The organism is Novosphingobium sp. TK46, assembly GCF_055361525.1.
Genome location: NZ_CM143963.1, coordinates 1,382,996 through 1,395,173, shown reverse-complemented (window position 1 = coordinate 1,395,173; position 12,178 = coordinate 1,382,996). Strand labels below are relative to the sequence as shown.

The 12,178-nt window shown below is 65.9% G+C and carries 10 protein-coding genes; 5 read left to right on the top strand and 5 right to left on the bottom strand.

Annotation, left to right across the window (positions count from 1 at the left end):
• Nucleotides 1–66: 66 nt before the first annotated feature.
• Nucleotides 67–1,122, bottom strand: coding sequence for a histidine kinase dimerization/phosphoacceptor domain -containing protein (locus ACXJ1Z_RS06620; protein ID WP_463780471.1), 1,056 nt, complete (start codon nt 1,120–1,122; stop codon nt 67–69).
• 215 nt (nt 1,123–1,337) lie between these two features.
• Here ACXJ1Z_RS06620 and ACXJ1Z_RS06615 point away from each other — a divergent pair, with 215 nt between their 5' ends.
• Both ACXJ1Z_RS06615 and ACXJ1Z_RS06610 read left to right on the top strand, forming a co-directional pair.
• On the top strand, nt 1,338–2,513 hold the full coding sequence (locus ACXJ1Z_RS06615; RefSeq protein WP_463780469.1) for an aminotransferase: 1,176 nt from the start codon (nt 1,338–1,340) through the stop codon (nt 2,511–2,513).
• A 121-nt stretch (nt 2,514–2,634) separates the two neighbouring features.
• A complete protein-coding gene (locus tag ACXJ1Z_RS06610) occupies nt 2,635–4,140 on the top strand; it encodes an NCS1 family nucleobase:cation symporter-1 (RefSeq protein ID WP_463780467.1) in 1,506 nt (501 codons plus the stop codon).
• 41 nt (nt 4,141–4,181) lie between these two features.
• Here the strand turns inward: ACXJ1Z_RS06610 and ACXJ1Z_RS06605 are convergent, their stop codons facing one another.
• The 3 genes from ACXJ1Z_RS06605 to ACXJ1Z_RS06595 all read right to left on the bottom strand — a co-directional run bounded on the left by ACXJ1Z_RS06605 (nt 4,182) and on the right by ACXJ1Z_RS06595 (nt 6,430).
• Nucleotides 4,182–4,760 carry an LOG family protein gene (locus ACXJ1Z_RS06605; protein WP_463780465.1) on the bottom strand — a complete coding sequence of 193 codons (579 nt, stop codon included), beginning with the start codon at nt 4,758–4,760 and terminating at the stop codon, nt 4,182–4,184.
• Nucleotides 4,761–4,872: 112 nt separating this feature from the next.
• Complete coding sequence (locus ACXJ1Z_RS06600; RefSeq protein WP_463780464.1) at nt 4,873–5,406, bottom strand: phosphoribosyltransferase; 534 nt, start codon at nt 5,404–5,406, stop codon at nt 4,873–4,875.
• 73 nt (nt 5,407–5,479) lie between these two features.
• Entirely contained in the window at nt 5,480–6,430 is a 951-nt protein-coding gene (locus tag ACXJ1Z_RS06595) for a LysR family transcriptional regulator (RefSeq protein ID WP_463780462.1), read from the bottom strand.
• A gap of 377 nt (nt 6,431–6,807) precedes the next feature.
• On the opposite strand from ACXJ1Z_RS06595, the gene ACXJ1Z_RS06590 reads away from it, so the two are divergent.
• Nucleotides 6,808–9,366: a TonB-dependent siderophore receptor gene (locus ACXJ1Z_RS06590; protein ID WP_463780460.1), complete on the top strand. Its 2,559-nt coding sequence runs from the start codon at nt 6,808–6,810 to the stop codon at nt 9,364–9,366.
• A gap of 53 nt (nt 9,367–9,419) precedes the next feature.
• Nucleotides 9,420–10,541 carry a purine nucleoside permease gene (locus ACXJ1Z_RS06585; RefSeq protein ID WP_463780459.1) on the top strand — a complete coding sequence of 374 codons (1,122 nt, stop codon included), beginning with the start codon at nt 9,420–9,422 and terminating at the stop codon, nt 10,539–10,541.
• Between the two features lie 4 nt (nt 10,542–10,545).
• Here ACXJ1Z_RS06585 and ACXJ1Z_RS06580 read toward each other — a convergent pair whose 3' ends face one another.
• Entirely contained in the window at nt 10,546–11,643 is a 1,098-nt protein-coding gene (locus tag ACXJ1Z_RS06580; RefSeq protein WP_463780458.1) for an endonuclease/exonuclease/phosphatase family protein, read from the bottom strand.
• A 110-nt stretch (nt 11,644–11,753) separates the two neighbouring features.
• Between ACXJ1Z_RS06580 and ACXJ1Z_RS06575 the strand changes: the two genes are divergently transcribed.
• On the top strand, nt 11,754–12,170 hold the full coding sequence (locus tag ACXJ1Z_RS06575; RefSeq protein ID WP_463781185.1) for a secondary thiamine-phosphate synthase enzyme YjbQ: 417 nt from the start codon (nt 11,754–11,756) through the stop codon (nt 12,168–12,170).
• The last annotated feature ends 8 nt before the right edge of the window (nt 12,171–12,178 follow it).

The following is a 12,178-nucleotide window of genomic DNA, read 5'->3' as shown; positions in this document are numbered from 1 at the left end:
ACACTGAATGACAAGTTATCGCCGGGCGTCAGAGAAATCGACTTTGGTGCAATCCGCGATCGTCGTTCAGCGCGCCGTCGTGAGCCGCAGTGCCGGCAGTGACAGGATCATTTCGCAGCCGGGATCGGCGTTGCGCAGTGTATAATCGGCGCCGAGCTGGCGGCTCAGGATGCGCGAGATCCGCAAGCCCAGGCTGTCCGTCAAACTCGGGTCGAGGCCCAGGCGCAGGCCATGTCCATCGTCGCGCACGCTCAGGCGGACCATGTCCCTTCGGGTCACGAGTTCCACCACGATGCGGCCGTGATCGCGATCGCTGAAACCATGTTCGAGCGTGTTGGCGATGGCCTCTGACAGGATCAGCGCCAGTGGCACCGCGGCATCGGGCGGCAGCACCAGCCCGGTCGATGCCTCGACGTTGCAGGTCACGCCCGGCTTGCCGCTGGATCGGATAAGCTGATCGCACACGTCGCCGACGAAATCGTCGATCGGCACCAATTCGCCAGTGGTGCGATAGAGCTGCCGCTGGATCGCCCCGATGATCTGGATGCGCGACACCGCGTCCTCGATCGCGCGTCGTGCAAGCGGCTGGTCCAGCTTGCGCAACTGCAGCGAGAGCACTGCGGCCACCATCTGCAGGTTGTTGCCAACGCGATGCTGCAGTTCCTGGAACAGCAGTTCGGAGCGTTCGGCCAGCTTCGTGCTGTGCTCGGCCAGGCGGCGTCCCTCTTCGCGCGCGGCGCGCAAGCGGGCGTTGGCGCGCTGCATCCAGTGGATCAGCGCGATGTCGACTGCGACGACGCCGCAGTAGAATGCCATGGCGATCAGGCTGGCAGGCGAGAACGCGAGTGTGAACACCGGCGGGATGAACAGGTACCAGGCGAAAAGGCCACACATAGTACCGGCGCAGATGCCCGCACCGCGTCCGAACAGGAACGAACTGACGATGACGACCGGAAAGAACGTCAGGAACGGGTAACCCGGTGGCAGCGAATCATCGAGAACCCAGCGCACGGCGAGTGCCGAGATGCTCAGCACCAGGACCAGCGCATAGCGCCAAGCCGGTCGCTCCTGCAGCAGCGGCAGCTGTTCGAACTCGTCCACGGCCTTCCCAAGGTGGATCATCGGGCCGGGTCTTCGCGAACAAGCATGCCTGGGCGGCAGCAGGGCAAGCGCATCTCCATCTTCCCCCGCTATCAATCAGGACAGCCGATGGCGAGACGTATTCGCCATGGCCATAGCTGGCATGCGGCGCATGGTCCGCGCTGGCCAGAGGCTGGCGCGGGTGTGATGCGGCGGCGGCTATGGAACATCACGCGCACGGCTGTATCGTAGCCGACATGACTGACAATCCGCGCATCAATCCCGTCTATGCCACGATGAGCCGAACCGTGTTCGACCGCATGAGCGCGCTGGCTCGTGAACATGGCGCGATCAACCTTGGGCAGGGGTTCCCCGATGCTCCCGGCCCGGCGCCGTTGCTCGATGCCGCGGCGCGCGCGTTGCAGGATCGCTCCAGCCAGTACCCTCCCGGAGCGGGCGTCGCCGAGTTGCGCGTTGCGGTAAGTGACTACTACGTCCGGCGGCAGGGGCTGGCGCTTCAGGCCGGGGATGTGACCGTGACCTCGGGCGCGACCGAGGCCCTGGCCGCGTCGCTGCTGGCGCTGGTCCAAGCCGGCGACGAGGTGATCCTGTTCCAGCCGGCATACGACGCCTATGCACCGATGATCCGGCGCGCGGGCGGGGTGCCGGTATCGGTGCCGCTTGCGCCGCCAGCCTTCGCCTATCCACTCGCTCGGCTGGAGGCGGCAATGGGGCCACGCACGCGATTGCTGATGCTCAACGATCCGCTCAACCCCGCCGGAACCGTGGCCAGCGAGGAGGAGCTTGGCGGTATCGCGCGAATATGCGTCGCCCACGATCTCATCGCGATTTGTGACGAAGTTTGGGAGGATGTGCGTTTCGACGGTGTGCCTCACCGATCGCTGATGTCCTTTCCCGGCATGGCTGAGCGCTGCGTGAAGATCGGTTCGGCGGGCAAGATCTTCGGGCTCACCGGATGGAAGATCGGCTGGATGGCGGCAAGTGGCGCTACCGGCACCGCTCTGGCCCGCGCGCACCAGTTCTTGACATATGCGACCGCCGTGCCGCTGCAGTGGGCGGTGGCCGACGGCCTGGCGATGTCGGACGCCATGCTCGATGCGCAGCGGGCGGGCTGGGCCGCCTCTCGCGCGCGGTTGCGTGATGGTCTGGCGCAGGCCGGCTACGCCGTCCTGCCCAACGCGGCGACCTGGTTCCTTTGCGTCGACCTTGCGGCTTCCGGCATCGCGCTGGACGATGCGACCTTCGCGGAGCGCGCGGTGCGCGAAGCGGGCGTAGCGACGATCCCGGTCTCCGCGCTGTTCGAAGGCGAGGGCGCGCCTGTGACGATCGTGCGGCTCTGCTTCACCAAGGCCGACGCCGTGATCGATGAGGCGGTGGCGCGGCTGGCCCGGTTTCGGCGCGCCCTGCTCTGAAGTCGTGGCGATCGGACGGCGCCCATCTCCGTCTGGCAGATAGGCGGCAACATGATCTTGCGGTTTTGCTGCAATGCGGCATTCTCGTGGCCGAGTGCGGATCCGCATGGGGGCTTTGAGCATGCACGACGATCGTGGCGCACTTTCCAGGCCGGATTTCACGAATGCCGATCTGGCCAATGCCGATCTGGCACCGACCGGGCCGGAGCAGCGGACCTGGCGCTGGTATCACTTCGCGGCGCTGTGGGTGGGCATGATCGTCGCGGTGCCGACGTGGATGCTGGCCTCGGGCCTTATCGAGCAGGGCATGTCGGCGGCGCAGGCGGCCTGGACGGTGCTGCTGGGCAACATCATCATTCTGGTGCCGATGCTGCTGATCGGCCATCCCGGCGCGCGGTATGGCGTGCCGTTCGCGGTGCTGGTGCGCGCCTCGTTCGGCACCACCGGCGCGCGGCTGCCGGCGCTGGCCCGCGCGCTGGTCGCCTGCGGATGGTACGGCATCCAGACCTGGATCGGCGGCGAGGCGCTGCTGACGTTGCTGGGCATCTTCCTCAAGCAGGACTTGCGCGGCGCGACGCTGCCGATCCTCGGCATCGGCGCGGGACAGCTGCTGGCTTTCCTGGTGTTCTGGGCGGTGCAGCTGCTGTTCGTTCGCAAGGGTCTGCTCACGATCCGGCGGCTGGAAACCTGGACGGCGCCGCTCAAGCTGATCGCCTGCATTGGCCTGTTGTGGTGGGCGCTCGATGCGGCGGGTGGGCTGGGTCCGATCTTCGCCACGCCATCCGCGTTCGCGCCGGGGGGCGCGAAGGAGGGGCAGTTCTGGGCCGTGTTCCTGCCGACCCTGACCGCGATGGTCGGCTTCTGGGGCACGCTGGCGCTGAATATCCCGGACTTCACCCGGTTCGCCCGCAGCCAGCGCGATCAGGCGATCGGCCAGACGCTCGGCCTGCCGCCGACGATGGGCCTGATCGCGCTGATCAGCGTCATGACCACATCCGCCACGGTGGTGATCTATGGCAAGGCGATCTGGGATCCGGTCGAGCTGGCCGGCACGCTGTCGGGTCCGTTCGTGCTGCTGGGCCTCATCGTGATCGCGGTCGATACCGTGTCGTGCAACATCGCCGCCAACCTGGTGTGTTCGGCCTATGACTTCGCTTCGATCGCGCCATCGCGCATCGATTACCGGCGTGGCGCGCTGATCACCGCCTGCATCGGCCTGTTCATGATGCCGTGGAAACTGCTGGAGAGCACGCAGGGCTTCATCTTCACCTGGCTGACCGGCTACGGCGCGTTGCTCGGGCCGATCGCGGGCATCCTCATCGGCGACTACTGGCTGGTGCGCGGGACCAGGCTGGACGTCGCCGGGCTCTATCAAGCGGACGGGCCCTACGCCTACGGCAACGGCTGGAACGGCAAGGCGCTGATGGCGCTGGTGCTGGGTATCGCGCCCAACCTGCCGGGGTTCCTGGCCGTAGCGGCACCCGGGACGTTCGGCGGCATCGGCGCGCCGTGGCCCGGAATATACACCTATGCCTGGTTCGTGGGCGTGGCGGTTTCGCTGGTGAGCTATACGGTTATGATGAAGGCGGATCGATCGCTGGCCGAGCCGGAATGGCAGGCGGCGTGATGCCTAGCGTGCCACCCGCCCGCGGTTCCTGACGGTATCGGTCAGACGTCCTTATCGCCCAGCCAGTGCTCGGTCTCGGGCGGCACGAAGTTGACGATTCGATCCAGCATCACCTCGGGATCCTTCTCCACCAGCAACATCGCGCGGTGACGCGGCTGGAGGAAGCCTTGTGACACCACATGGTCGATGAACTCGCGCAACTGCGAATAGAAGCCGCCGACGTCGAGCAGCCCGACCGGCTTGGCGTGATAGCCAAGCTGCGACCAGCACCACGCCTCGAACATTTCCTCGAACGTGCCGATCCCGCCGGGCAGGGTGACGAAGCCGTCCGCGAGGTTGGCCATCATCGCCTTGCGCTCGTGCATGGTCTGGACGACGTGCAGCTCAGTGATGCCCTGGTGATCGTGTTCGCGCGCGCGCAGCGCTTCGGGGATGACGCCGATCACTTCGCCGCCCGCCGCGCAGACCGCATCGGCGATCACGCCCATCAGCCCGACCTGGCCACCGCCATAGACAAGGCCGATGCCGCGCTTGGCCAACAAGGTGCCGAACTGCTCGGCGGCTTCGCGGTAGATCGGCAGGGTTCCGGCTGACGAGCCGAGATAGACGCAGATCCGCATCAGGAAACTCCTTTGTTTGGAGGCGGCACCGGCCTGCGCGCCCACCCGACCTCCCATCAGAATACGCTGTTCGGGAGGTCGGGTGGGCGCGCAGGCCGGTGCCGCGCCTAGATCAGGAAAGCCGCTCGGGCACCGACAGCGCTTCCTCGACAATCGAGGCCTTGGTGCTGACCGACTCCCACGGGAACACGAACCAGCGCTTGTCCTCGGCGCGGTCGATTGCGTCGGTCCAGTAATCGACCGTGGCGCGGCTGCCGCTGTTGTTGATCAGCACGGCGAAGCGCAGATTGTCGGCGGTGCAGCCGTTGCCCAGCAGCAGGTCACGGATATAGGTGATGGTGCTGCCGCTGTCGTTGATGTCGTCCACGAACAGCAGCCGCGAGCCCTGCGCGCTCATTGCCGCGACTTTGGCGAGCAGTTCGTCGGCAAAGCCGGGCACGCGGCTGGAGTGGTCGATCGACAGCATCGGCAGCTCCAGCTGATGCGAGATGTAGACCGCCGGCACCAGACCGCCACGACCCACGCCGATCACGAATTCGGGCCGCCAGTCGCTTTCCAGGATCTTGCGCGACAGCAGCCGCACCTTGGCGAGGAACTCCTCGTAGTATTCCAGGTAATACAGTTCGGGTTCGGCCGCTTCGCTCATCGATGTTCCTGTCCGCTGGTGTCACGGGTGACGTGCCGGGTTACCCAACCTCGCCGCACTCGGCAAATGCTGATCATCCGGGCGTCCCGGCGCGTGCCTCGACCCCCTGCATCATCGCGGCATAGCTCAGCTGCGAGAAAGCGGTCTCGATCTCGCCCAGCACGATCCCGGCGGCATAGGTCGGCGTGCGGGCGGAGGCGGTGCACAGCGCCAGGGTCATCGGTCGCAGCAGCGTGTCGGAGATGCGGGTGAACGCCAACAGTCCACGCTCGACCTCGGTCATCACGTCGAGCGAGGTGAGCACGCCGACGCCGACGCCCTGCAGCACCAGCGAGGTGATCATCTGGATGTTGTCCGAACTGGCGGCGCGTTCGGGCTGCAACCCGGTCGCGCCTTCGAGCACGGCGATCTGCTGCGAGACCTGCAGCGGCTCGGCCGGCACGATCAAGGGCTCGCCCATGCACGCGGAAAAGCGCGCCTCGCTGCGCCGGGCAAGGTGATGGCCGGAGGGGGTGACGAAACCCAGCACCACTTCGGCGAAGGCGCGCACGGTGAGGTCGCGATAGGAATGGGGTTCGAACAGGATGCCGAAATCGACCTCGCCCGCACTCACCGCGCGGCGCACTGCCTCGTTCTCCAGCACGCGAACGGAAATGGTGATGCCGGGATAGCGCTGCTGCAGCGCGTGGATCGCGCCCGGGATCACGCCCTTTGCCATCGCGTCGATCACCGCCATGTCGACATGGCCGCGCTTCAACCCGCGCAAGTCCTCGATCTGCGCGCGTACGTCGGCCATGTTCTTTTGCCAACGCCCGCCCGCCGCCATCATGATCTCGCCCGCCGCGGTCAGCCGCAGGCCCGAGGGCAGGCGCTCGAACAACGGCGTTCCCAATTCCGCCTCGACGTTAAGGATCTGGCGCGCGATCGCCGAGGCGGAGACGTTGAGCTCGTCGGCGGCTCGCCGGATCGAGCCGAGGCGGCCCACGGTCATGAAGTAGCGCAGGAAACGGGAAAAGGCGGGCATTCAGGTGTGCTCTGTTTTTTGCAACGCGGTGCGAGATTCATTGCGTTTGCGCGGTGCATGTCAAGCGCATACCGTTTGGAAAGTGCGCGGGAGGGTTAATTGGCATCCGCGACACAATGAGGGCTTCTACTAACACGAGATTGACATGGCGCGGCCCCGGCCGTTCGCCGCGCGCCGGCCTGAACGCTTTGTTTGCGTGACGGCACAGGCACCGCGGTGACGTGTCGGGGCGCAGGCGGGTCACGATCGCCAGACAGAAACCTCAGCCCCGCAACGAGGGCGAGACGAGGGCACCGGGGGGAGGCGACACACGCATCGGGGATTGCGGACGGGGGAGGAGACTTCGACCGATCGCAGACCCATTCAGGGGGTTTTACATGACGGCCAAGCTCACCACGGTTGCTTCGCGCGGCGATACCGCGACACCGTACACCCGATCCGCACGATTTGTGACGGCGCTGACAACCGGCCTGCTGGGCTGCACCGCGCTGAGCACGGCCGCCTTCGCGCAAGACACCGCCGCCAGCACGACGTCGGGCGAAGAACCCGCCGGCGACATCGTCGTCACAGGCGCGCTGGACGCTTTGCCGGTAAAGGGCGTGGGCACCGTGCTTGGCTTCGACAAGACGCTGACGGAAACCCCGCGTTCGGTCTCGACTGTCAGCCGGGCGCAGATCGAGCGTTTCGGCGTCACCAGCATCTACGACCTGATCGCGCAGGCGCCGGGCACGTTCACCAACTCGTTCTTCGGCGTCGGCGGTTCGCTCGATATTCGTGGCACCCCGGGCGAGACCTATTTCCGGGGCATCCGTCGCCTCGACAATCCGGGCAACTACCCCACGCCGATCGGCGCCGCCGACCGTATCGACATCGTGCGCGGCCCTGCCTCGCCGATCATGGGCCCGGCCAAGACCGGCGGTTACATCAACTTCGTGCCAAAGTCCGCGCGCGTCTCGGGCGGCGGCTACCTGAGCGAGCCCAAGGCGGAGTTCACCTACACGCGCGGCAGCTGGAACAACAACGTGCTATCCGCCAACGTCGTCGGCCCCGGCAGCATCGGCAATCATGCGTTCGGCTACAGCCTGTATGGCGAGGTGACCGATGCCGACAGCTATTACGACAACATCAAGACCCGACAGACGCTGCTGCAAGGCTCGTTCGACACCGAGATCACGCCTGACCTTCGGGTCGAGTTCGGCGGCATGTACCAGAATTTCAAAGGCACGCAGAACGGCGGCTGGAACCGCGTGACGCAGGACCTGATCGACAACGGCACCTACATCACCGGGCAGGCCAAGCCGCTCGACACCGATGGCGACGGCAAGATCTCCGCGCCCGAAGCCCGTGCGGCCAACGGCGGCAGGGGCCTGGGTACGTTCGGCGGCGCGTTCTGCACCACCCCGCCGTTCAGCAACCCCTTCGCTTCGGGCCTCAACAACGCGTGTCTGGCGACGCTCTACCCGGACTCCGGCCTGACCAACGTCGGCACCACCAAGCTGAGCCGCAAGAAGACGCTGACGGGCGAGAACGACTTCCTGGATAACATCGCGACGACGCTCTACGCCGACCTGATCTGGGACGGCGGCAACGACCTCGAGATCAAGAACCAGGCGTTTTACGACGGCTACAAGAACAGCAACGAGAACGCCTATGGCTTCTCGCAAAAGGCGGACTCCTACGTGATCGAGGACAAGGTGGTCCTGTCCAAGAAGTTCACCAACGATGCCGGCGTCTTCTCGATCCAGGCGGCGCCGTCGATCCGCTATACCAAGTTCAACCACGCGGACGATTTCGGCTACGAATACTTCGGTCGCGTCGACCTGAGCCAGGGTTACAACGCGCTGTCGAACCGGCTGGTATCGACACGCACGGATTCTGATTATTCGAGCTACTTCAAGGGGCACTACACCGACGCCGCGTTCAGCCTGCTGGCCGACCTCGACTTCGCCTTCGGCCTCGATATCACCGTGGGCGGTCGCTACGATCGCATGAGCGTGACTTCGACAGCCGTGCTGCCCAAGATCGACGCGACCCAGTTCAACGTCAACATCCCGCTGGCCGCGGTCAACACCGCCAATCGACCCAATGGCAACAACACGCAGAAGGACAGCAAGGGCGTGTGGTCGTACACCGCCAGCGCCAACTACAAGCTGCCCTTCGGCCTGATCCCCTATGCCACAATCGCCAAGCAGTCGGTCATCATCACCGGGCAGGGTGCCGAGGTCGATCCCTCCAACGTCTACAACAATGGCTGGATCACCGCGTCGAAGCTCTACGAAGGCGGCGTCAAGGGCAGCTGGCTGGACAACAAGCTGTATGCGGCGCTGTCGGTCTACAAGCAGACGCGCACCGACTACACGATCCAGTCGCTTACGGTGAACCAGGCGATCAAGACCACGGGCCTTGAGGCCGAAGCGCGCTGGTCGGTCGATCGCCATCTGCTGCTGACCGCCGCCTATACCCATACCAAGGTGGTGAACCTGTCGTTCCTCAACGGCGGTGGCGCGTTCTTCTATTACTATGGCGCCGATCTGCTGGCGGCGAACGGCGTCGACCCCACGCTGATCCTGGGCGCCGCGCCCAACGGTCTGGTCGCGCTGACCGACAAGAGCATGGCCGAGCGGCCGGGCATCCCACGCAACCTCTATTCGGGTACGGCATCGTATTCGTTCGACAACGGCATCTCGCTGACCGCCAGCGCCTATCACGTGCCCAAGCAATGGGCGGACTATCCGCACACGCTGCGCCTGCCGTCGTACACCATCGTCGATCTGGGCGTGACGTACGACACCGAGCACTGGATGTTCCAGGTCAACGTCAAGAACGCGCTGAACGAGCGCTATTTCCGCGCCAACTTCGTCGAACTCTATGCCTCGCAGAACGTCAAGCCCGAACTGCCGCGTAGCTGGCAGGGCACCGTCAAGTACAAGTTCTGAAAGGTCTTTGCCTCGTCATCCCCGCATCTGCCGGGGATGACGATGAACCGATAATGAGAAAGCTTTCGATGCGCCCGATGTCGCTTGCCATGATCCTCGCCGGATTGGGCGCCATAACCGTGCTGCCTGCCCATGCGGCCCCGCCACCCGCCCATGCGGCTGCCGATTGTGCACCCGCCCGGCCTTGCGCCTCGCCCCTGCCGGTCAAGGTGGTGATCGTCTCGCTGTTCGAGATCGGCAAGGACGAGGGGGACGTCGCCGGCGAGTTCCAGCTGTGGAAGGCGCGGCGTGGCCTGACGCAGCGGATCGCGTTTCCGCAAGGATTTCACGACCTTTACTACAATCCCACGACGCAGGTGCTGGGTATCGTCACCGGCGTCGGTACCGCGCGATCGACCGCGGCGACGATGGCGCTGGGGCTCGACCCGCGCTTCGACCTGCGCCGCGCCTACTGGCTGGTCGCCGGCATCGCCGGGATCGATCCCGAGGATGCCTCGATCGGGTCGACCGCCTGGGCGCGCTATGTCGTCGATGGCGATCTGGCGCACGAGATCGACGCGCGCGAGATCCCGAAGGACTGGAAGACCGGCTACTTCGCCCGCAACACCAAGGGGCCCAACGACTGGACCACCAGGCTCGACACGTCCGGCGGTGACGTGTTCCGGCTCAACCCGGCGCTGGTCGGGTGGGCTTACGGCCTGACCAAGGACATCAAGCTGCCGGACGCACCCGCCATCCGCGCCGAGCGGATGCGCTTTACCGGCTATCCCAACGCGCAGAAGCCGCCGTTCGTGCTGGAAGGGGAGCAATTGTCGGCGATGACCTTCTGGCACGGCAAGCTGCTGACGAACTGGGCCAACGACTGGGTCAAGCGCTGGACAGACGGCAAGGGCGAGTTCGTCACTTCGGCGATGGAGGACACCGGCGTGCTTCAGGCGATGACCTACCTCGATGCGGCGGGCCGGGCCGACAAGGACCGCGTGCTGGTGCTGCGGGCGGGCAGCAACTACACGATGCCGCCACCCGGCACCGAGGCCGCCAGCTACCTGCTGCGCGAGAACGAGGGCTACGCCGGGCTGGAGGCGGCGGTGGAGAACCTCTACGTCGTCGGTTCCAAGGTGGTCGATGCCTGGCTCGACCACTGGGATCGCTTCGAGGCCGCCCCGCCGCGCTGACGCGCTACTTGGCCGGGGCGAACTGGAACCGGCAGGCGAGGCCGAAGTGGTCGGAGTTGCCGGCGCCGGTGCGCCGGCAATCCGCGCCGGCCCAGCGATCGTCGGCCATCATGTGATCGATCCCGACGAACGCGGGTATCGGGCGATTGGCCGGATACGTCGGGATGAAGCCGTCGGCGCGCTGCAGATGCGCTTCCTTGGCAAGGCGGGTCAGCCCGAAGCTGCCGGTCGCGGCGTTGAAGTCGCCCGCGACGATCACCGGCAGTTTGGCATTGGCGCGCGCGACCAGCGCCAGCAGGTGCGCGAATCGTTCGGCGCCGGGGTCGTAGGGCCGAGGCATGTGGACGTTGATCAGCCGAAACCGCCCGAATGGCGCTTCGACCTCGGCGACGAGCACATCGGGCGTTGCGCGCCTTTTGTCGTATCGCATGAGGATGTGGCGCAGCGGCCATCGCGAAATGATAAGCAGCGTACAGGTGGGTCGCCGGCAGGATTTGAGGCGGTAGTACGTCGGCAGCAGCGTGCCGATCACTTGCGCGGCGTTGCCGTTGGCTTCCTGCAGCAGCACGATGTCAGGCTTCTCGGCCATGACGGCCTTGCGGATGCCTTCCGGTTTCGGATTGGCGTGAAAGGCGCTCAGCGTCATGATCCTGAGGCTGGGCGGCCCCCCCTGCGCCGGACGGCCGCGCTGCGCGAACGCGGCGCCGCCCAGTTGCACGGTGCCCACGATCAGGCCGATCCCGGCCAGGATCGCCACCCACCGATCGCGCATCGCCAGCCCGACGACCAAGACCAGCGCCAGACCGATCAGCAGCGGCGGCAGCAGCGCGTTGATCTGATCCAGCAAGTGGTACGATCGGCCGGCTTGGCCGAGCAGCACCAGCGTCGTGGCTCCGGCTGCGGCAAGGCCCAGCACCGATCGAACGATCCGGCGAACCTTCATCGAGCCGTATGCCCAAGCGAGCCGGCGAAGCCGCCCAGCGATGCGGCCGCCACCATGGTATGCGCTGCCTGCATGCACGTCCTCGCGATAGAGCCGATCGTAGCCGCCGTGCCGGGCAAGCCGGTTGCTGCAAGTGCGAAGGTAGCCGCCTCCTGCCATCCTCGCAACCCGGCGATACCGATCGCGAATGGCCTCATGCCGCGACGTCGCGCAGCTTTCCCTGGGGCGGCACGATTGCAAGCGCGCACCCAGCACCCCAAAACAGGATGATGCAGCAATCCAGTACCACCCTTCGCTTCGATACCTCCGGCCGCGGGCTGACCGACATCACCGATGTCGTCGCGCGATGGCTGGCCGAAGCACGGATCGACGAAGGGGTGCTGACCTTGCTGTGCCGCCACACCTCGGCCTCGCTGCTGATCCAGGAAAATGCCGCGCGCGCCGTGCGCAGCGATCTGCTTGCCTGGTTCGAGCAGGTCGCGCCCGAAGGCGATCACTACGCCCATGACGATGAAGGGCCCGACGACATGCCTGCGCACTTGCGCGCCACGCTGACCGGGGTGAACCTTCAGATCCCCATCGCGGGCGGACGGATGCGCCTTGGCACCTGGCAGGGGATATACCTTGCCGAGCATCGTCGGATGCCGCACCGTCGCGAAATCGCCGTCCATGTGATCGGCGAGTGAAGCGGAGC